Origin of the sequence: Candidatus Contendobacter odensis Run_B_J11 (assembly GCF_000531125.1) — a bacterium.
GTDB classification, from domain to species: domain Bacteria; phylum Pseudomonadota; class Gammaproteobacteria; order Competibacterales; family Competibacteraceae; genus Contendibacter; species Contendibacter odensensis.
Window position 1 is genome coordinate 1 of record NZ_CBTK010000096.1, and the last position, 19,110, is coordinate 19,110.

Genomic DNA, 19,110 nt, shown 5'->3' on the forward strand with positions numbered 1-19,110 from the left:
AAACTGAACGGCATCAATCCGTTCGATACCCTTCGGCTGGCGTTTGAGGGTAGGTAGTTACATTCACAGATTGTTTCCACCTATTGACCATGCATGAACCCGGAAATGAGCTGCATATAGTTTCCGAGGTTTCCATTCCCGGTGGTAGTGTCGACTACTTCCTCGTTTCAGCGAAGGACGGCAAAATAAAAGACTTTGTGGGCATTGAGCTTCAGACACTCGATACCACTGGTACTGTATGGCCTGAACGTCAGAGGTTACTGAAGAAGTTGAACGTTCCTCGCGGCGACGACGGTGAAGACTCGGACAAATCCTTCGGCATGAACTGGAAGATGACAGCAAAGACAATTTTGGTTCAGATGCATCACAAGATTCACACTTTTGAGTACGTAAACAAGAAATTGGTATTGGTGGTTCAAGACAAGTTGCTGAATTACATGAGTCGCGAATTCAAGTTCGACCATCTTCACAATCCTGCGAGCATTGGTAACTCAATGCATTTGCACGCATATAGAATGAACGTGCAGGCCGACAGGTCATACAAGCTCACGATGCAGTCACGCTTAAGTACCGATGCCGACGGAATTGGTCTTTGCCTTGGGCTTCAGGCGGAAGCTCGGATTGAGTTGGAACAGATAATTCAAGCTCTTCAAGCGAAAATTTCTGCCTCTACTCTTTTTATTCCCGTTTAGTGCGTCAAACAATCCAAAGCATAACCCTACGCTTAACTGGCCTGCGTGAAAAGCTGCACAGACCGGTTATTTCAACCATGGACGCTGTAGAGAACCCAGTCCACGAATTTCAGAGGTATAAGATCACCCAACTTAATTCAACCCTTCAGCAAAGCCCGAATCACCGATGAAGTCATCACCTTGCCCTCACCGCGATAGGACTCGTGATTGGTTTCAATATCGTTGAGTTTATAAAGATAGTTCACCATCAGCCCCGCCGATTGGCTCAAACCCTTGGGCGAAGTGTCGGCTAGCCAGTTGATCCGCTCGATCCGCGATCCATTGGAGAGATGAAAATTGGCGACCCGATCATACGCAGTGCCACCGTCACGCTTTTCCTTGACCAGATAGCGGGCACATAACCGTTGCAGCGGATGTTTCAATGCCTTGGCCAATTCCGGCTTCTGGTGCCAGTCCGGCGCTTGCAGCAGGGTTTTCAGCGCAACAGGTTCATTGCCAGTACCCACAGCAGTGGCCAGTGCCTTGCGCTCGGCCAGGGTCAGCAGTTCCGCCTCGGCGTCCGGGTCAGCCGCTTTCAGGGTGTTATCCAACCAGTTGCGGAAACCAGGAATCGGCGACAAGGTAGCGAAAGTCTTGAGGTTTTTGAATTCGCTGATCAGCTCGTCCACCACCCGTTTGATCAAAAAATTACCGAAGTTAATACCGCTCAGCCCTTCATGGGCGTTGGAGATCGAGTAAAAAATGGCGGTATCGGCGCTTTCAGTAGCGACCACCGGCGCGGATTCATCCAGCAAGGTCTGGACGTTGTCGGCGATGCCATTCACCAGCGCCACTTGCACCAGGATCAGCGGTTCATTGGCCATGCGGGGATGGAAAAAGGCAAAGCAACGCCGGTCAGGACTCAACCGATTTTTGAGATCGTCCCAACTCCGAATCGGATGCACCGCTTCGTAGGCGATCATCTTTTCCAGCAATGAAGCGGGCGAATCCCAGGTGATGCGCCGCAGCTCCAGAAAGCCGACATCGAACCAGGAAATCAGCAGTGACAGCAAATCCCGCTCCAGCGCCGCCAGAATCGGATCGTCCTTGCGCCAGCCCAACAATTCCGCCCGCAGGTCGACCAGGAAATGAAAACCCTCGGGCAGTGCGTTGAGTTGAGTCAATAACCGCAGCCGGGGCGGTTTCAAAGCATGTCGCAGCGCCCGCTCGGCTTTAGCCCGTTCCTCGGCATCATCGCCCGCTTGCTGATAGTTCACCGTTGCCTGCTCGACTGCCTTGCGATCAATATCGAACTCGGTGGCGAGCAGTTTCAGAAACCGCTTGCGACCCTTGGCGTTCAGCGACAGGTAAATCCGCCCCAGATTGGCGGCGCGGGCGCGGGCCGAAACTTCGCCGCCTCGCCCTTCCAGACAATCGCGCATCTGGGCCTTGAGCGCCTCCACCTCTTTTTCGGGCAGATTAGGACCAGGAGCGGTAGAAAGAAAACCATCCCGCCAGTCAGCGACATCACGCCAAGCCTCCCGCAGATTCTGCATGGTGCGGTTGATCAGACTGGCGCGGGTAATTTCGGACTCGTGGATGATAAGGTCAGTCATGGCCGGGTTACCTATGGAAGCAGGGGAATCGCGTCGGGCGAGCAGAACGATGGATACCTAAAAAATCCCGTCACTTTTTCGTTTGAAGTATAGAAGGTTGTCTGGGGTAAAGTAGGTTTTCAGGCATCGTTCGCCTGATCGGGCAACCGGGTTTTAGCAAGCAATTGGGCGCTGATCGGGGCAGTAAGGAACAGAAAGACGGCGATGAGTACTTCGTGCAGACTCAAACCGGCCTGACGGCTGCTGAAATGCAGCAGGGACGCCAGCACGAAACAGCCAGCGCCAAGAGTGCTGGCTTTGGTGGGAGCGTGCAGGCGGGTGAAGAAATCCGGCAGGCGCACCAGCCCGATGGCGCCGATCAAAACGAAGGCCGCACCGGTGACGATCAGCAGAGCGACGACAACTTCGACGATGGCACTGAACATGGCGCAGCTCCTTTCCTATTGAAACAACCGACCGTGCGAGAAAAAGCGGCACAGCGCCACCGTACCAATGAAACCGAGCAGAGCAATGAACAGCGCCGCCTCGAAGTACAGCGTACTGTCAAAGTAAATCCCCAGCGCCACCAGCAGCGCGACGATGTTGATGTAAAGGGTATCGAAAGCAACCATGCGATCTGGCACGGTGGGACCTATCAGCAGTCGCCAGCCGGTGAGCAGCAGCGCCGCGCCCAGCAAGACAAACGCCAGCACGAGAGCAACCTTCAGCATCAGGCGAACATCTCCTTGAGCAGAACTTCGTAACGATTTTTCAGCGTGGCGATCAACGCGGTTTCGTCGGTGATATCCAGGCAATGAATCCATAAGTGGCGGCGATCCAGCGTGACATCTACCGCAATCGTACCCGGCGTCAGGGTAATGGTTGCCGCCAATACCGCGATGGCAAATTCGTCCTGCAACGCCAGCGGTAGCTCGATGAAGCGCGGCTGCAAGGTAGATATTGGCCGGGTCAGAATCAGTCGGGCTACCTCCAGGTTGGCGATCACCATGTCCCAGAGCAAGCGACCGAGATAACGCAGCAATAATCCGGGGCGACGCAGACGAACCGGCTCCGGCCAGATTCGCATCACCAGCTTCGTGATCGCGACCGCCAGAATACTGCCGAGCAGGATTTGGCTGAGAGCGAGGCTATTTTGCAGCAGCAACCAAATCGCGAGCAGGGTAGCGCTAAGCATTGGTCGGGGTAAGCAAGCGCTGATCAGAGTCATGGGGACGTTCCGGTAGCGGGCACCAGCGAGCGATTGGCCAACACGGTTTCGATGTACGCCGCCGGTGCAAAAATCTGCTGGGCAGTCTCAGCCGCGAAATGGGTGAGCGGTCGAGCCAACACCATCAGCAGCGGACCCGCTGCCAACAGTGCGACGGCGGGCAACAAGAGTCGAGCGTGGACAGGAATGCCGGTCACTGGTGTATCCAGCGTGTTCCAGAACAGGCTGCTCCCCATCCGACCCCAGGCGACCATGATGAGCAAACTGGATCCCAGCACCACACTCCAAATCCACGGCAGGGCGACTGTCTCTTCGGCGGCGCGCAACAGCAGCACCTTGCCGAGAAAACCGCTCAGTGGCGGCATTCCGGCCATCGCCACCGCACCGACGAAAAACAGGGTGCCAAGAATCAGCGGTTGGGCGACAGGCGACGACGGGCGGCTATCGCTATGGCCGCGCTGCATGGCGATGAGATCGGCCAATAGAAACATTCCAGCGGTGATCAACGTGGTGTGAACCAAATACACCAGCGCGGCGCTCAGACCGGAGGTACTGCCCAAACCGATCCCCGCCAGCAGGGTGCCGATGGAAACGATCACGCTGTAGGCGATCAGTCGGCGCGAATCCCAGCTGGCAAGAACCCCGAAGCCACCGGCGAGCAAGGTCGCCAGCGCCAGCGGGAGCAACCAGGGCATAGCGACATTGGCGGCGACTCCCGCAGTTGGCCCAAACGCCAGGCTGAACACGCGGATGATCGAATAGACCCCCACCTTGGTCAGCAGTGCGAACAGGGCCGCGACCGGAGCGCTGGTGCAGGTGTAAGCGGCGGGCAGCCAGAAATAGAGGGGCAACATCGCCGCTTTCAGCCCGAACACCACCAGTAACAGCAGGGCGCCGGTGCGCAACAGTCCGGCATCCGCCGCTGGAGCCGCCGCAATCCGGACCGCGAGATCAGCCAGATTCAGCGCGCCGGTCATCCCGTACAGGGTGCCAATCGCGATCAGAAACAGCGCCGATCCGACCAGATTCAGGATTACATAGTGCAGACCGGCGCGAATCCGTTCCCGCCCGCCGCCGTGCAGCAACAGACTATAAGACGCGATCAGCAGGATTTCAAAAAACACGAACAGGTTGAACAGATCGCCGGTCAGAAAGGCGCCGTTCAGGCCCATCAGTTGAAACTGGAACAGCGGATGAAAATAGCGGCCTTGGGCATCAGTGCCAGCGGCAACGGCGTACAGCAACGCCGGGAGTGCGACCAGCGCAGTTAGCCCCAACATCAGCGCGCTCAGGCGATCCAGCACCAGCACGATGCCAAAGGGTGCCGGCCAGTTGCCCAAGACGTAGGCGTGATAGCCGTCGCCGGTCATCGCCAGCAGCGCAGCAGCCAGCGGAAGTAAAGCGGCAACAGCAGTGATGCTCAGGCGGCGCTGGCGAGCCATACCGTTCGTCAACAACAGCACGATACCGGCGATGAACGGCAGCAGGATAGGCAGGATCAGGCGCTGGTCCATTCCGATCCTCCCTCAGATCTGGTCAGCCATGACGACACTGTCTTCGAGCAGAATTTCCAGCTCAGCGAGCGTCACTTCTCCCAGCCCCAGTGCCTGCGCTTCTGACGTAGCCGCTAAGGCAATCTGGGGATCATCATGCAGACCGATACCGATTTTTTCACAGGTCAAATCCACCAGTCGAACGAAGAGCAACAAGGTGTTGTTGGGATCGCAGGGTTCCTTATGATGCTCTTGCACCACCGCGCAGTACTCCTCCGGCAGGTTCCACTTCTTGGCCAGCAGATAGCCCTGCTCGGTATGCATGGCGCTATCCAGAATTTCGGTAATCAAGGTTGGCGGAAGGTTAGCGGGAATAAAGCCGGTGGCATACAAATCCGCAATGATTTTCAGGAGCGCCAGTTGACCAATGTTGTGCAGCAGTCCGGCCAGAAAGGCATTTTCCGCTATGGTACGGAAGCCACAACGCTCAGCCAGCCATTTACTGCCCATGGCCGAGGCGAAGGCGTGTCGCCACAGCTTTTCCTGATACGACTGGAAGGCTCCACTACTTTTTTGATACATCTGCTGCTGGGCAGCAACCATTGCCAAATTCGCGACCTGCTCATTACCCAAGCGAATAATCGCCTTGCGGATCGTAGTGATCGGCTGCAAGCCCTGGTAGAAGGCTGCATTGGCGACCCGCAAGATCTGGCTGGTCAACGCCTGATCCTCGACTATCATCCGCTCGATATCGGTGATTTTGATGTCATTGCGGGCCAAGGCTTGCTGAAGGCGCAGCGCTACTGGATTAAAGACCGGTAATTTGATTTCGCGGGTGGTAATAAACCCGGCGATGAGATCATGGATGGATTGCTGAGGCGCAGTCATGTGATCCCCACCAGACGTTTGAGTTCGGCCAGCGGTCGGGGTTTGTCGAGACGAGGCAAATACCGGAACACTTCGGCCAGCGTGGTTTCACCAAGCGCCGCCTTGAGCAAACCATCCTCCAGCAGAGTCACCATACCGGAGGTCTCCAGGCTGATTCGGCGGATTTCGTGCGAGGTGCATTTTTGCAACATGGCGTCCTTGACCATCACGTTCAGGATCAGCAGCTCAAAGACACCGACGCGGCCTTTATAACCGGTATGGCGGCACTCGGCGCAACCGCGTCCCTGTTTGAACTGGGTGCCTTCCAGTTCCTGGCGTTTGTAGCCCAGTCGCTGCAATTCGGTGGAATTGGGCTGATAGGATTCGGCGCAACTCGAGCAAACCCGGCGCAGCAGCCGTTGCGCCAGCACCGAGACCACGGTAGAAGAAATCATAAAGGTTTCAATATCCATATTCATCAGCCGCAACAAACCGCCAATCGTATCCTCGGTATGAAAAGTGGTGAGCACCTTATGCCCGGTCAGGGCCGCTTGAATAGCGGCGTCGGCCGAGAACCGGTCGCGGATTTCGCCCAATACGATCACATCCGGATCTTGCCGCATGATGTAGGGGAGCGTCGTTTCAAAAGTGACATCAATCTTCGGGTTCAGCGAACATTGCGCGATGCCTTCGATCACATATTCCACTGGATCCTCAACAGTGACGATGCAACGATCAATGCTGTTGAGGTAATTGACGCAACTGTAGAGAGTAGTGGTTTTGCCGGTGCCGGTTGGACCGGTGATCATGACGATACCGCTCGGTAAATCGAGCGCATCCTCGTAGAAGCGGCTCAGAGTGCGAGGAAACATGCCGATCTGATCGAGCGGCACCAACTGGGCCTTGCGCAACAGCCGCAACACCACTTTTTCACCATAGATGGTGACATAGACCGAAACCCGGATATCGATCTCGCGTCCGGTCTTGGGATCCTCGAAAGTGATATGGCCGTCCTGGTGGCGTCGCCGCTCGGCGATATCGGCCTTACCCAGAATCTTGAGGCGGTTCACCATGGAGGGCGCCAGCTTCTTGTCGAACTTTTTATAGATACCCAACACGCCGTCGCAGCGGAAACGGATACGCAAATGCTCCTTCATCGGCTCGACGTGAATGTCACTGGCCTTGGCATTGATCGCGTCCAGGATTAACTCATCCACCAATTCGACGACCCGAGCGATCTCGTTGGTCTGGATGAGCGGTCCTCCGACATTCTGGCTTTGGCGTTTGTAGGATTCGAGGGTTTCACGGATAGCACTCTTGCTGGCAATCAGGGGCACCAGTTCCGGTCCGAATAGGCGGGCCGCATCCTGACGGGCGAGCTGATCAAAAGGGTCGGCAAACGCCACCAGAATCCGGCCTTCTTCGCTGCGGATGGGCAGAAAATGCCGTTGCAAATACCAGTTCGCGTTGGCCTTATCGAGCAGCTTCCGATCCACGTCGCCGAGGTCTGGCGTGATCTGAGGAAAGCCCAGTTGGTCGGCCAGCACCTCGATCAGCCGGTTTTCCTCGATAAAATGATTTTCCAGCAGAATGTCGCCCAGCTTTTTGCCGCTGCCGGACTCCTTCTGCAAGGCCAGCGCCGCCCGCAAATCCTGTTCTCGCAGATGACCCAGTTCCACCAGTAATGCGCCAATCCGCACCGAAATCCGGTGCTTGCGCAGCGTGGTACGCTGCTGATCCAGGTTGACGTAACCGATTTCGTGAAGAATGCTCAGCAGGGGCTTTTCGGTGGACAGCTTGTCCCGGATACGAACGGCATAGGCCAGTTGCTCATCAGTCAGTATCCCATCCTCCAACAGGAACTTGGCGATTTCCATCCCTGTATCGCTGGGATTAAGCGTCTTGGCTGACCGGAGATCGCGGCGAACGGTGGGCAATGATCCAGCCTCGCCGAGGTCCTGGCGCACGAGGGTGAAATCCTCAGGCGACGGAATTGCGGTGGACGGATCGGGGGGCGGGGGAGAGGGTGTTAGCACTGACATGGCAAGTATCACACTCCAGTAATCACCTAAAGTATGCCCGATTCGTTAGTTTACTGCTGCTCCCCAAACAGCCGGTTACATCGCCCGTCGTCGATCAGCCCCAGCGCCAGCCGCGCCACAGCCAACCTGCGCCAGCCGCCGCCAGTGCCCCACTCCACCCCGGATCCAGCAACAAATTCAACACACTCCACTCCCGCTCCAATCCATCACGCAACGTCACTCGACCGTCTAAAGCTCCAACTGCTGGAAAGCAGACTTCCAAAGTGCGCAAACCGCTCGCCAAACCACCGCCCAGCGCCTTAGCAAGCGCTTCTTTGCGAGTCCAGCAGGTGAAAAATGCTTCATGCACCTGTTCTGCGGGCAATACCTGAAACGCCGCCCACTCGCACGGAGTACAAACTCGCTCAGCGACCGCCGCATGGCTCACGCTTCGATCCCTGCATTCCAAATCTACCCCCAGCTCGCAGCGGGCCACCGCGTACAGCGCTCGCTCACCGCTGTGCGACAGATTAAAATGCAACCCAGCCGCTGCATCTACACCGGTCAATTCCGGCTTGCCGTGCGCACCCTGCTCGAATCGCAGCGCTGCCGCTGGCCGATCCAGATACACCCCCAGCAACTCCCGCAACAACCCACGCCCGACGCTGAAGCGATCCCGCTGTTCGGGAAAACGGAACCGCGCCGCTCGCTGTTGCTCATCCGTTGTCAGCGTTGTCGCCAGTTCTGCCAGCCGCTCTGCGGGTTGCCGCAAATCCGCCAGCCAAACCTGTACCTCGTCAGCGGCCAGTGGCGGCGCGGGCCTGGCAATGGGCCAAGCAACCGAAACGTCCATGCACAGCCCTGGGTTGTCCCCTACACTACCGCTACCCGATCCGCCCCTGCTTATCAGGGCGCGGTCGCCACTCGCTGTCCATATCACGGAGCGTTCCCATGAGCCATACCATTGAAATCAAAGTGCGGGGCTACCACCTCGATTTGTTTCGTCATGTCAATAACGCCCGCTATCTGGAATTTCTGGAGGAAGCCCGCTGGAGCTTTCTGGAAAACAAGGGAAATCTCGACTTTCTGGATGAAAGCGGCTATGCCTTTGCCGTGGTCAACATCAACATCAACTACCGTCGCGCCGCTTACATGGGCGAAGTATTGCGCATCGAAACTTCGGTCAAATCCATCGGTGTTCGCAGTTGTGTGATGCACCAACTCATCAGTCTCAAGGATACCGATACCGTAGTCGCCGATGCGGATGTCGCCTTCGTGATGGTGGATACCCGCACTGAGCGGGCCACCCTGCTGGAAGGCGAGTTACGCGCCGTGCTGGAACGGCTGGCCAACTAGCGGCCGCCCTCACCATGGCCCGTTTCCCAGCGCCAGGCGTGGGCGATGATCGTTGCCAGATCCGTATAACGTGGCTCCCATCCCAGTTCGGCTCGCGCCCGCCGCGAGTCAGCCACCAGCCGCGCCGGATCACCCGCTCGCCGCTCACCATAGCGCACCGGAATATCGCGGCCGGTGATGGTGTGGGCGGTTTCTATCACCTCGCGCACCGAGAAACCATTGCCATTACCGAGGTTATACGCCGCGCTATCGCCGCCATCCCACAGGTGTTGCAGCGCCAGCAAATGCGCCTCGCACAAATCGCTGACGTGAATGTAATCGCGGATACAGGTGCCATCGGGGGTATCGTAATCGGTTCCGAACACCGTCACCTGCGGCAAGCGACCAGTGGCGGCCCGCAATACCAGTGGAATCAGGTGTGTCTCCGGTTGGTGGCGTTCGCCCAGTTCACCCTCAGGATCGGCGCCGGCTGCGTTGAAATAGCGCAGACAGACCGCTTTCAGGTCATAGGCCACCTCGTAGTCTTGCAGCATCTGCTCGACCATCCACTTGCCACGACCATAAGGATTGATGGGATTTTTGGGATGCGCCTCATCCATCGGGACGTGAACTGGCTCGCCAAAAATCGCTGCGGTAGATGAAAAAATGAAGCAGCGCACTCGATGCGCCACCATTGCATCCAGCAGGTGCTGGGTCTTGAACACGTTGTTACGGTAATACTTGGCCGGTTCCCGCACCGATTCGCCGACCTGAATATGGGAAGCGAAATGCATGACCCCATCGAAGCGGCAAGTGGTGAATAAATCTTCCAGCACCTCCAGTTCACCCAAGTCGCCGAGTACGAATCGCCCACCGGTGACCGCGTCCCGGTAGCCGGCGGACAAATTGTCCAGCACCGTCACCTCGAAACCGCGCTGGCACAACCGCTTGACCATGTGGGAGCCAATATAACCCGCTCCACCGACCACAAGCACATGCATGGCAATTTTCCTCATGACTCCTGGAACCGGAACAATGATCAGTGCGTATTATTGACGCTCACGGTGCATCCGCAGCAGGCGCTCCATCAATTGTTCGATTTCAGCCTCCAGCGCGGCGCGCTCCCGCTCCGACTGCCGACCACGCGCCTCCAGCTTTTCCGCCAGCGCGTGGCGCTCCTGCCGCTCCTGTTCCAATAACCGGCGCCAATCCTGTGTTCCCTGCTCCTCCCCTGCCGACGCTACCTGTTCCCGCAGCGACCGCCGCTCAGCTTGCAACCGCTCCAACTGCTCCTGCAACGCCTGCCGTTCCTCTTCCCAGCCCACGCGCTGCCGGTTCAAGTCCGCAGTCGCCTCGGCTCTGAGTTGTTCAACCAGCAGCGCACTATCCGGCGACAGTGTAGTCTGCCCGGCACGGGCTTTCAGTAACGTCAGATTGTCCTCCAGCGTATTCATCTGGATTTGCAACGCCAGCCGCTCGCGCTCCCAACCTTCGCTCTGCTGTTCCTGCCGGGTATCCTGCGCCGACTTGTCCTGCCGCAGAATCCGCAACTGGTCATCCACCTGCGCGATGTGCAGCAGCAGACTCTGCCGTTCCCGATCCCACTGCGTACTCTCTTGGGCAAAACGGTCTTGCAGGGCAATCTGTTCCTGTTCCATCCGGGTGATGGTGCCGCGCAACTGCGTGATTTCGCGAAGATGAGCCTGTTTCTGCTGCTCGATCTGGGCGTTCGAATCATCGCGCTGGCGTTCCAGCTCGGCATGTCGTTCACGCGCCTGATTCAGATCGCCCTCAAGCCGCTTCTGCTGCACCAGCAATGCCTGGCGGGCCTGATAGGCGGTGGACTGCTGTTCGATCATGGTGCTCTGCAATTCGTTGTTCTTCGATTGCAAATCCACCAGTTCTGCATAGACCCGCGCCCGGGCGCGCCGCAAGCCTTGATAGGGCAACAGCAAGATCACCATGCCGCCCACGATTGCCCCGATCACCAGATATAGGATTTCCGTCATGACTCAAGTCCGCTCGCTCATTTTCCGCTCATCCCGGTTCCGTCTATCACTGGCCGCCGTACCCTACCGCAGCAACTCATACGCCAGTACAGCCGCGCCGATTCCGGCTATCGCTGCCCCGCCAGCCGCCCAGTAAATACGCCGTCGCAAATCACCTTGCGCTTCCACCCACACCCGCTGGGCAGCCTGTTCGGCGACCGTCGCGATGCTTTGCTCGGCCCCGACAACACTGGCGCTGCCCTTCTCCTCGGTCCCGGCGTTGAGAACCTCTGCTTCCGCACTGGCCCGCAGCGCCGCTTCCCGGGCGGCTTCCCGGGCCATTGCCACCACTTTATGGGTAGTCTCAGTAAACCGCAGGCTTAGTTGCCGCACCAGCCGTTCGGACAACTCATGCAATTGGCTCTGGCAAATTTCGGCGGCGACCTCACGAACCTGTTTTTCGATAGCTGCCTGTCTCTCGTGCTGGAAAGTTTTCAGCCGATCTTCAAGCAGTGGCTGCAACTGAGCCTGAAAAACAGCCGCCGCTGATGGCGTCGATCCCGCTTCCAGCGGCGGTTGCCATGCTGCCAGCCGCGCTTCGCAAACCCGGATCGCTACTCCTTCCTGGCCGCTCTCAATCTCGCGGCGCAGTTTGGCAATCACATCGTTGATCAACGGCAGCACCTGCGATTCGATAGCCTCATAGAACACCATTTCGGCTTTCTCGAGGGCAAGCTTCTCAACCCAGGCAGCGGTCACCGACCCGCTGACCAGCGTCGGTTCGCCAACTGTTTCCGGAGTCTCGGCCGCTGGCGGCACATCGAGCATCGCACTCATTCGTTCGAGCATCGCGCCCAGCACATCCGGCACTGCCGGCTTGGTCAGCACATCCATCGCGCCCGCCGCGTAGGCCTCGCTACGATAGGCGGGTTCCTCCTTGGAGGTGTACATCGCTACGGGAATAGCAGCGGTATCCGGATCGGCGTGAATGCGGCGCACTGCGGTTAGACCATCCATACCCGGCATGGTGTGATCCATGAAAATTGCGTCTGGCCGCTGACTGCGCAGGTAATTCAGCGCTTCCTCGGCGGATTCCACCGTATCAACGGTCAGACCGAATCCCTGCAACATTTTGCGCAACATCAATCGGGCAGATTTGGAATCATCCACCACAAGAACATGTCGGACGGGCATAAATCCTCCTCACTTTCCGCAAAGATTAGCAGGATTACCCCAAGGAAAGAACGGATCAACGCACAGTGAATAATTATCTCGCTGAAGCTGCATCCCATCGCGCTCCGGGTTCGCATAGGGATAGAACACTTTCACCCAGAGGACAGCATGATCATGAATATCCCTATTCCCAACCGATGGCAGAGCCTTGCCACCCTTGCCGGTCTGCTGGTGCCCGCATTGGCGCTGGCCCATGTGGGGCAAGGCGATATTGCCGGTGGTTTTGTCACTGGCCTCGAGCATCCCATTCTTGGCTTGGATCATGTGGTGGCGATGGTCGCGGTCGGCTTGTGGGGCGCGCAGTTGGGATCGCCGGCGATTTGGGTGCTGCCGGTGACCTTCCCGTTGGTAATGGCGTTTGGCGGGCTACTCGGCGTGTTGGGCGTGAATCTGCCGGGAGTGGAAATCGGCATCGCCGTGTCCGCTATTACGCTGGGGCTGATGGTGACGCTGGCGGTACGCCCGCCACTGTGGGCAGCGGGGATGCTGGTCGGGCTGTTTGCCATTTTCCACGGCTATGCCCACGGGGGGGCGGAGTTGCCTGAATCAGCCAACGCGCTGGCCTTCGCCATGGGCTTTGTCATCGCCACCGGATCCTTGCATGTGACCGGGATCATCATCGGCCTGATCAACCGCTGGCCCTGGGGCATGCGCTCGCTGCGCACCGGCGGGGCGGCGATTGCCGCCTGCGGCCTGTACTTCCTCGTCCCCTATCTGGCGGGGGCATAAGAACGTGCGTTTGGATTCGCCAACGCTTTACCCTCGCATCGGCATGGCGCTGGGGCTGACGTTGAGCGCCAATGTGGCCCATGCCCATGTCGCCAGCGCCCAGGCCGGCGCGTTTTACGCCGGCCTGCTCCATCCGCTGACCGCCCCGGAGCATGTACTACCGATGGTGGCGTTGGGTCTGCTGGCAGGTCAACAGGGATTAAACCAGGGACAAGGACTATTGCTGGTTTTTCCGGCGGCGATGGCATTGGGTGCGAGCCTGGCGCTGCTGCATCCGGCGCTGGAGTGGGTATCGTTGCTGAATATCGGGTCGGCGGCGCTGTTCGGTGGCCTGGTCGCCGCCGCGTGGCGAGCGCCGGCAGTGCTGCTGTACGCGCTGGCGTTACTGTTCGGGATGAGCCATGGTTATGCCAACGGCGCGGCGATCACGCCCAATCTGTCACCGGCGGTCTTTATTGTGGGTCTGGTCACTGCCGCGCTGCTGGTGTTGGGTTACAGCATGGCTGGCACTGCGTATCTGTTGCGTCTGCAACCGGCCTGGCTACCCATTGCGGTGCGCGTAGCCGGCAGTTGGATCGCCGCTGTCGGCATTTTAGTGTTCGGCATGATGGTTCGCGGCCAATAACGAGGTCTGGCCGGCGGCAATGCCGGCGCTCAGGCCATCAATTCCGGGCGCAGTTCGCTGCGGAGAAACACCAGCCCACCGTTACGGGTGGAAAGAGGGGCGTGCTGCGAACCGGGCAGCGCCGCATGATAGTCGCCCACCGTGTAATAACGGTCGCCGATGAGCATGTCGCCCTCCAGCAGCAGGCATTCCTCCAGCGCGCCATGATCATGAGCCGGAAGCTGGCAACCGGGCGCCAACCGCAGCAGAAAGGACTGAAAACCGGCGTCCTGATCCACCAGCAGCAATTTGACTGCTACCCCCGGCGCCAGCGTTCGCCATTCGCCTTCCTGCGCGCGCACCGTGACGGTGGCGGGTGGTCCCGCCGCATCCAGTGCCGCTTCGATGGCCTCCCACAACGCCGGGCGCGGCGTTGCTTCCGACAGCGTTACCGCCAACGGGGTCAGCCGCTGTTCCCAGGCTGCGACCTGCTGGCGTAACCCCGGATTCCCAGCCAAGGCCGCCTCGAACTCGGTCAGTTCCGACCCGCTTAATGTACCGAGTACATAATCGCCCGCCAGACTTTCAGCTTGGTTCCGGTTCATGATTCCAGGCACCCCTTGAGTTGCGACAAACCCCGCCGTACCCAGCTTTTGACCGTGCCGAGCGGAGTTTTTAACCGCGCCGCCAGTTCTTCATGGCTGAGACCGTGGAAGAAAGCCAGTGCGATGGCTTGGGACTGATCGGCGGACAGGCGCTGCAAACACTCCTGAATAGCGTGAGCCAGATGATCCACCGATGGCGCGGGCTGGGGATCGGGGATTTGCAGCGCCTCCTCAGCCAGTGGATCGGCGCAAACTTCCAGCACCCGCCGCCGCCGCTGGCGTAACGCCTCAATCGCCCGGTGGCGAACAATCGCCATCAGCCAGACCAGGGCCGGAGCGCGTCCGGCCTGGTATTGGCCGGCGGTACGCCAGATTGCCAGATAGGCTTCCTGCACCACATCTTCCGCTGCATCCGGCTGGCGCAACAGCGCCAAGGCAATGGCGTACAGCCGGCGATGGGTGAGCTGGTACAGTTCAGCGAATGCCTGACGGTCGCCACGAGCGGTCGCCGCCAGCAGCTCCGCCGGGGAATCGGGTTGAAATACCTGTTGGGCTAAATCCATGGTGCGCTGCGTCTCCCCGGTCGTAAACCGGCGGGATTCTAGCATGCGGCAATGAGCCCCGACCGATGGAAACAGCAGCACTTTACACCCACTCATGGTCTGGCCCCTGCACCTCAGCCCATGTTGAATCGAGATAATGAAGGAGCGGGAGGATAAGCCACGGTCACCGGTATTGCCGTCGGCGCGGCGCGGCTGGCGACCGTGGTCAGCAGATTGATATTCAAACTGCGTTCCAGACACCAGATCAGGGCGAACAGGGCAACAATGGCCGAACCCACCGGTAGCGCCAAACCCCGGTAGAACCAGGTGCGCCGGAGCAGAAAGGCCAGCGGCAGCAGAATCGCGACGACGGCCAGTTGCCCGGTCTCCACTCCGAGATTGAATCCGGTCAGCGCCAGGGCCAGCGCGTCCGGCGGCAAGCCCAAACCGCGCAACACGCCGGCGAAGCCGAAGCCGTGAATCAGTCCCAGGACGAACGCCAGCGACCAGCGCCGCACCGTCACCATCGGGAACAGGTTGTTAAGCGCCGCCAGTACGATGGTGAGCGCAATCACCGACTCCACTACCCGGCTGGGCAGATTCACCAGACCCAGCACCGCCAAAGTCAAGGTCAGCGCATGGGCGAGGGTGAAGGCAGTTACGATGCCGACGGTTTCCAGCAGTACCGGTCGCAACGCCGCTGTCGGCCGCCAATGACCGCGCTCCCACCACAACACGGTCGGTAGCAGCAGGGCCAGCAAAAACAGCAGGTGGTCGAAGCCAATCCAGATATGCCACACCCCTTCCCGCCAATAGCTGAGCAGTTGCTGCCAGCCGCTGGTCGGCGCGGCGTTGAGTAGATGTTGCGGTTGCTCCGGCGACAATACGACGGTTTCTACCCCAGCCGGCGCATTCACCCGCAGCAGTCCCCGGTGCGAGGGATCGAGGCTGAAAAAGAGCCGATAATCGAGTAGTTGCGCACCGGCAACCGGACAATCCAGCGCGAAATTCAGCACTGCGTAAGCGCCGTCGCTGTGGTTGACAAACTGCATGGCACCAGGTTGGGCGGTGCAAGTTGCGTCACCAGCACGCACGGTCAGATGTTCCAATGCGTAGTTGATCACGGCGGTTTCGTGCGCCCGCAACTCGCCCCAGGTGATCGCGCCGTCGCCATCACTGTCCAGCCCCAGCGCATATTCCAGATCGCGCAACGCAAGATCCCAACGCACGTCCCAGCCATTGTCACGCGGCGTCAGACTCAGATAGCTGTCACTGGGTTTGTGAGCGAACGCTGCCGGGGTCAGTCCCATCAGCAGCACCATCAGGGTCAACAACAGCGTCAAAGTAACCCACCAGCGGCTCATGATTGGGTCTCCCGCAAGCGTTGGCTTAAATCAACCAGTCGTTGATCTTCCAGCTTGACGCGACTGATCCAGTCCAGCACCTCGCGCGCCGCCGCTGGCTGGCCGGCAGCCAGTGCCGCTTCCAGCAGCAGCCGGGCATCCTGCGGTTCGCGCTGCTGCTGCGCCCAATTGCGCTGCGCCAACACCAACGCCTCCTGCGGCTGCTGGCGCAAATCCAGCCGTAGCCGGGCCTCGCTGGCGATATGAACACCATCGCCACGCTGGCGGGCGGCGGCAAACCGTGCTTCCAGCACTTCGGCATGGCGCTGCCAGGCCGGATCGGCCAGCCGCCGTTCCGCCAGCGCCAGCCGCAGCAACAGGTTGTCGGCGCGCTGTTCGTCCCGGAGCAGGTCGCGGACCGCAGCCGGATGGTTCTGATCGAGCAGGAAATCGGCATACGCGCCCAGCAGGTAAACGCTGCGCCGGCCCAAGTTCAATGCAGCCCGGAAATGCTGTTCGGCGGCGGACACATCACCGCGCTGCTCCGCCAGTTCCGCCAGCACCGTCAGGGCATACAGCCGCTCTTCGGCATCGGCCTCTGCCGGCGTCTCCAGCGCCCGCTGCAAACTGGCGTAGGCGAATTCAATCTGCCCGCCACGACCGAGCGCTCCACTCAGGCAGGCGTTGGACAGCAGTGAACGGGCCAGTCGTCGCAGCGCCAGACAACTGCGCAGCGCCGCCGCCGGTTCGCCCTGCACCTGTTGAATCACCGCCTGAGTGAGCCAGGCTTGGGCGTGGCGCGGGCGCACCACTAATACCTGTTGCAGATCAGTCAAGGCGCCCGCGAAATCATGGCGGTTCTGACGCAGCACGGCCCGCAACAACAGCACTTCGGGCGGCGGCGGCATTTGTTCCCACCAAGGCGCCAGCGCCGCCTGAGCGTAGCCGTAGTAGCGAGGATCGGCTTCGGAACGCCCGATTTCGATGTTGCGGCGGGCGACTTGAAGCGCCAGATCCAGATCGTCAGGCTGGGCGACCAGTTGGCGACGCAACCCTTGCAGTTCCCGAACCACCGGATCGGTCGCCGCCAGCGGCAGTCGTTCCAATACCTGATTCGGGTCGGTGGGAGTCAATGGCGTCGCCAGCACCGGGCCAGCGATGCTCAGCAGAATGCCGAGCAGCAAGCGGAAGCACCGCCGCCCGGCTGCACCGCTGACTCCCACCGATAATGGCGAGGGAGCAAGAAACGGATTCATGATCGATCTCGCACGACGGTTCGCCAAGAGTCCCGCTCAGGGGCAGGTTCCGGTGCAGCCCGGCTCGCCTGGATCGACGTGGCGGCTGGAGTGACCGGAATGCGCCAGACCGAGATAGGGGAAGCTCTCCCGGTAAGGGACATCGTTGGTGTTGACGCCATCGCCGAGGCTGTTGTGCGGGAAGCCGGAAAATTTCGGATCGCCTGTCAGCACCCCGGCCACCACCCGCAGTGCGATGTCGCTCACATCATCCGACAGCCTTCTGCCATTGGGAAAACCCGCCGTATCTCCGGCCAGCAACCCCATCCGTTTGCGTTGTGCGGCGGGGGTGGCAGGCACTCCGGTGTTCAGGCGCAACAAATCGGCCACTGGACCCGCCGGGGTGTCCTTCGCAGCGATGGGCGCAGCATAGGTGACCAACGGCAGCAAATCCTTGCGCGGCGCGGGCGGAATCGGCAGCGCATCGGTGTAGATTGCGTTCAGTGCCCGTGGCAGCAACGGATCCAGGAGATAACTGGCGAACTGGGCATCATCCTTGGGCTGGCTCATGCTGAATTTGTCCTTATCGCCGGTACCGATGAGGACCTCGTTGATCAGCGGGTTGCCCATACGCTGAATTTGTACGAACCGGTCGGACAACAGCGGCTGGCCGCCCGGTGTGGTGGCGTACAATTTTATCGTGGGCCGCGATGTCGTACCCCAAGTGCCGATGGTAGCCAGCGGTTCGTTAGCACCGTGCAGCTTGCCGTCGCGGGTCAGCAGCGTGATCGGCACTTCGATAGCGATGGCGTTGACGTTAAAACCGGCGAAATCATCGGAGTCGAAGTTGCGGCTGTCGTCGGCATCCTGTGCTGGCGACAACACTCCAGCGATACCGGTGCCGTTAGGCAGCACCCGGAAATTCAGCGAGTCGAAGGTCGCGCCCAGATCGAGCCAGAACGGATCATCTACCGTGCCCGCGAACACGCGAACGCCGCCGCCGAGGTCATAGACGCCCTGATCGGCCAGGCGGGCATAGTCGGGCATGGTGCGTGGACCGACGTTGGTAGGCACGGCGATCAGATCATGAGCCAGTTCGGTGCGTTGGCCGCCGCGCACCAGTGTGACGGAATAGCGCTGGCGCAGGCTTAGCCCTTCGGAGCCAGGACCGTCCAGCGCAGTGATCGCGGGCGGAATCAGCGGGGTACCTGGTTTCACCGGCGCCGGCGAGTTGTTCGGTGCCGACAGCCCAGCTCCAGCGCCTACGAAGCCAGTGAATACCCCTGGCGCACGAATTTCAGTATTGAAGCGGAACTCGAAGCGAAGGTCTTCGACACCATCGTGATCATGGTCTACCCGGAGGGTGTAGAGAATTTCCGGGTCAAAGGGGAAATAATTGGGGCCATTGCTCGGTTCCAGAAACGGATCAACATCCAGAATCAGGGTGACTTTTCCAGGATTGTCGTAGCTGACGAAAGCGAAGAAATCGGTGATATCGGCCTTGGTATCGAGCGCAGTAAGCGGCGCTTCGCGGTGGTTGGCGGCGTGGCTGGCGGTAGCGACCGCCAAGGTCAGAGCCAGACTCAGGCAAGTGCGGGTAAACGCGCGGGGCATGGCAATT

19 protein-coding genes and 1 pseudogene are annotated in these 19,110 nt (G+C 59.6%); 4 read left to right on the forward strand and 16 right to left on the reverse strand.

The features are described 5' to 3' along the window. Positions 1-62: 62 nt before the first annotated feature. Positions 63-692, forward strand: a pseudogene (locus BN874_RS07640) (NotI family restriction endonuclease); the annotation flags it as partial. 137 nt (positions 693-829) lie between these two features. Here BN874_RS07640 and BN874_RS07645 read toward each other — a convergent pair. The 8 genes from BN874_RS07645 to BN874_RS07680 all read right to left on the reverse strand — a co-directional run bounded on the left by BN874_RS07645 (position 830) and on the right by BN874_RS07680 (position 8,728). After that, on the reverse strand, positions 830-2,287 hold the full coding sequence (locus tag BN874_RS07645) for a malonyl-CoA decarboxylase (RefSeq protein WP_051497563.1): 1,458 nt from the start codon (positions 2,285-2,287) through the stop codon (positions 830-832). Between the two features lie 119 nt (positions 2,288-2,406). Then, on the reverse strand, positions 2,407-2,712 hold the full coding sequence (locus BN874_RS07650; RefSeq protein WP_034431888.1) for a Na+/H+ antiporter subunit G: 306 nt from the start codon (positions 2,710-2,712) through the stop codon (positions 2,407-2,409). Positions 2,713-2,727: 15 nt separating this feature from the next. Beyond that, a complete protein-coding gene (locus BN874_RS07655; RefSeq protein ID WP_034431890.1) occupies positions 2,728-2,997 on the reverse strand; it encodes a K+/H+ antiporter subunit F in 270 nt (89 codons plus the stop codon). Further along, positions 2,997-3,494 (reverse strand): Na+/H+ antiporter subunit E, encoded by a 498-nt coding sequence (locus BN874_RS07660; RefSeq protein ID WP_034431891.1) that lies wholly within the window; start codon positions 3,492-3,494, stop codon positions 2,997-2,999. The genes BN874_RS07655 and BN874_RS07660 overlap by 1 nt, the downstream gene beginning before the upstream one ends. After that, on the reverse strand, positions 3,491-5,008 hold the full coding sequence (locus tag BN874_RS07665; protein WP_034431892.1) for a monovalent cation/H+ antiporter subunit D: 1,518 nt from the start codon (positions 5,006-5,008) through the stop codon (positions 3,491-3,493). Before BN874_RS07665 ends, BN874_RS07660 begins: the two co-directional genes overlap by 4 nt. A 12-nt stretch (positions 5,009-5,020) precedes the next feature. Continuing rightward, on the reverse strand, positions 5,021-5,875 hold the full coding sequence (locus BN874_RS07670) for an HDOD domain-containing protein (RefSeq protein ID WP_034431893.1): 855 nt from the start codon (positions 5,873-5,875) through the stop codon (positions 5,021-5,023). After that, positions 5,872-7,896 (reverse strand): GspE/PulE family protein, encoded by a 2,025-nt coding sequence (locus tag BN874_RS07675; protein ID WP_230314363.1) that lies wholly within the window; start codon positions 7,894-7,896, stop codon positions 5,872-5,874. The genes BN874_RS07670 and BN874_RS07675 overlap by 4 nt, the downstream gene beginning before the upstream one ends. A gap of 94 nt (positions 7,897-7,990) precedes the next feature. Continuing rightward, positions 7,991-8,728, reverse strand: a complete 738-nt coding sequence (locus tag BN874_RS07680) for a 4'-phosphopantetheinyl transferase family protein (RefSeq protein WP_051497564.1) — start codon at positions 8,726-8,728, stop codon at positions 7,991-7,993. Positions 8,729-8,826: 98 nt separating this feature from the next. On the opposite strand from BN874_RS07680, the gene BN874_RS07685 reads away from it, so the two are divergent. After that, on the forward strand, positions 8,827-9,231 hold the full coding sequence (locus tag BN874_RS07685; RefSeq protein ID WP_034431895.1) for an acyl-CoA thioesterase: 405 nt from the start codon (positions 8,827-8,829) through the stop codon (positions 9,229-9,231). Here the strand turns inward: BN874_RS07685 and galE are convergent. From galE to BN874_RS22365, 3 genes are all read right to left on the reverse strand, one after another. Then, complete coding sequence (gene galE / locus BN874_RS07690; protein ID WP_034431896.1) at positions 9,228-10,211, reverse strand: UDP-glucose 4-epimerase GalE; 984 nt, start codon at positions 10,209-10,211, stop codon at positions 9,228-9,230. The genes BN874_RS07685 and galE overlap by 4 nt on opposite strands. A gap of 48 nt (positions 10,212-10,259) precedes the next feature. After that, positions 10,260-11,219: a coiled-coil domain-containing protein gene (locus BN874_RS07695; protein ID WP_034431897.1), complete on the reverse strand. Its 960-nt coding sequence runs from the start codon at positions 11,217-11,219 to the stop codon at positions 10,260-10,262. 63 nt (positions 11,220-11,282) lie between these two features. Beyond that, positions 11,283-12,392, reverse strand: a complete 1,110-nt coding sequence (locus tag BN874_RS22365) for a response regulator (RefSeq protein WP_051497566.1) — start codon at positions 12,390-12,392, stop codon at positions 11,283-11,285. Between the two features lie 153 nt (positions 12,393-12,545). Here BN874_RS22365 and BN874_RS07705 point away from each other — a divergent pair, with 153 nt between their 5' ends. Next, positions 12,546-13,160: a HupE/UreJ family protein gene (locus BN874_RS07705; protein WP_051497572.1), complete on the forward strand. Its 615-nt coding sequence runs from the start codon at positions 12,546-12,548 to the stop codon at positions 13,158-13,160. A gap of 4 nt (positions 13,161-13,164) precedes the next feature. After that, the gene (locus tag BN874_RS07710) at positions 13,165-13,785 is read left to right on the forward strand and encodes a HupE/UreJ family protein (protein ID WP_154724801.1); all 621 of its coding nucleotides are present in this window, start codon (positions 13,165-13,167) and stop codon (positions 13,783-13,785) included. A 29-nt stretch (positions 13,786-13,814) separates the two neighbouring features. On the opposite strand, the gene BN874_RS22370 is transcribed toward BN874_RS07710, so the two are convergent. The 5 genes from BN874_RS22370 to BN874_RS07740 all read right to left on the reverse strand — a co-directional run bounded on the left by BN874_RS22370 (position 13,815) and on the right by BN874_RS07740 (position 19,103). Further along, a complete protein-coding gene (locus BN874_RS22370; protein ID WP_051497567.1) occupies positions 13,815-14,369 on the reverse strand; it encodes a cupin domain-containing protein in 555 nt (184 codons plus the stop codon). Beyond that, a complete protein-coding gene (locus BN874_RS07725) occupies positions 14,366-14,977 on the reverse strand; it encodes a sigma-70 family RNA polymerase sigma factor (RefSeq protein ID WP_195912133.1) in 612 nt (203 codons plus the stop codon). The genes BN874_RS22370 and BN874_RS07725 overlap by 4 nt, the downstream gene beginning before the upstream one ends. A gap of 68 nt (positions 14,978-15,045) precedes the next feature. Further along, positions 15,046-16,275, reverse strand: coding sequence for a HupE/UreJ family protein (locus BN874_RS07730; RefSeq protein WP_081756226.1), 1,230 nt, complete (start codon positions 16,273-16,275; stop codon positions 15,046-15,048). After that, positions 16,272-17,510 carry a tetratricopeptide repeat protein gene (locus BN874_RS07735; RefSeq protein WP_051497569.1) on the reverse strand — a complete coding sequence of 413 codons (1,239 nt, stop codon included), beginning with the start codon at positions 17,508-17,510 and terminating at the stop codon, positions 16,272-16,274. Before BN874_RS07735 ends, BN874_RS07730 begins: the two co-directional genes overlap by 4 nt. Before the next feature lie 36 nt (positions 17,511-17,546). Next, the gene (locus BN874_RS07740; protein ID WP_034431899.1) at positions 17,547-19,103 is read right to left on the reverse strand and encodes a DUF4331 domain-containing protein; all 1,557 of its coding nucleotides are present in this window, start codon (positions 19,101-19,103) and stop codon (positions 17,547-17,549) included. Positions 19,104-19,110: the final 7 nt, after the last annotated feature.

What these genes read in the sequence shown, in the direction of transcription:
- BN874_RS07730 (WP_081756226.1), bottom strand. Translation starts at nt 16,275, where the DNA reads ATGAGCCGCTGGTGGGTTACTTTGACGCTGTTGTTGACCCTGATGGTG.
- BN874_RS07695 (WP_034431897.1), bottom strand. Translation starts at nt 11,219, where the DNA reads ATGACGGAAATCCTATATCTGGTGATCGGGGCAATCGTGGGCGGCATG.
- BN874_RS07735 (WP_051497569.1), bottom strand. Translation starts at nt 17,510, where the DNA reads ATGAATCCGTTTCTTGCTCCCTCGCCATTATCGGTGGGAGTCAGCGGT.
- BN874_RS07665 (WP_034431892.1), bottom strand. Translation starts at nt 5,008, where the DNA reads ATGGACCAGCGCCTGATCCTGCCTATCCTGCTGCCGTTCATCGCCGGT.
- BN874_RS07725 (WP_195912133.1), bottom strand. Translation starts at nt 14,977, where the DNA reads ATGCTAGAATCCCGCCGGTTTACGACCGGGGAGACGCAGCGCACCATG.
- BN874_RS07645 (WP_051497563.1), bottom strand. Translation starts at nt 2,287, where the DNA reads ATGACTGACCTTATCATCCACGAGTCCGAAATTACCCGCGCCAGTCTG.
- BN874_RS07655 (WP_034431890.1), bottom strand. Translation starts at nt 2,997, where the DNA reads ATGCTGAAGGTTGCTCTCGTGCTGGCGTTTGTCTTGCTGGGCGCGGCG.
- BN874_RS07685 (WP_034431895.1), top strand. Translation starts at nt 8,827, where the DNA reads ATGAGCCATACCATTGAAATCAAAGTGCGGGGCTACCACCTCGATTTG.
- BN874_RS07680 (WP_051497564.1), bottom strand. Translation starts at nt 8,728, where the DNA reads ATGGACGTTTCGGTTGCTTGGCCCATTGCCAGGCCCGCGCCGCCACTG.
- BN874_RS07650 (WP_034431888.1), bottom strand. Translation starts at nt 2,712, where the DNA reads ATGTTCAGTGCCATCGTCGAAGTTGTCGTCGCTCTGCTGATCGTCACC.
- galE (WP_034431896.1), bottom strand. Translation starts at nt 10,211, where the DNA reads ATGCATGTGCTTGTGGTCGGTGGAGCGGGTTATATTGGCTCCCACATG.
- BN874_RS07705 (WP_051497572.1), top strand. Translation starts at nt 12,546, where the DNA reads ATGAATATCCCTATTCCCAACCGATGGCAGAGCCTTGCCACCCTTGCC.
- BN874_RS07740 (WP_034431899.1), bottom strand. Translation starts at nt 19,103, where the DNA reads ATGCCCCGCGCGTTTACCCGCACTTGCCTGAGTCTGGCTCTGACCTTG.
- BN874_RS07660 (WP_034431891.1), bottom strand. Translation starts at nt 3,494, where the DNA reads ATGACTCTGATCAGCGCTTGCTTACCCCGACCAATGCTTAGCGCTACC.
- BN874_RS22365 (WP_051497566.1), bottom strand. Translation starts at nt 12,392, where the DNA reads ATGCCCGTCCGACATGTTCTTGTGGTGGATGATTCCAAATCTGCCCGA.
- BN874_RS07670 (WP_034431893.1), bottom strand. Translation starts at nt 5,875, where the DNA reads ATGACTGCGCCTCAGCAATCCATCCATGATCTCATCGCCGGGTTTATT.
- BN874_RS07675 (WP_230314363.1), bottom strand. Translation starts at nt 7,896, where the DNA reads ATGTCAGTGCTAACACCCTCTCCCCCGCCCCCCGATCCGTCCACCGCA.
- BN874_RS22370 (WP_051497567.1), bottom strand. Translation starts at nt 14,369, where the DNA reads ATGAACCGGAACCAAGCTGAAAGTCTGGCGGGCGATTATGTACTCGGT.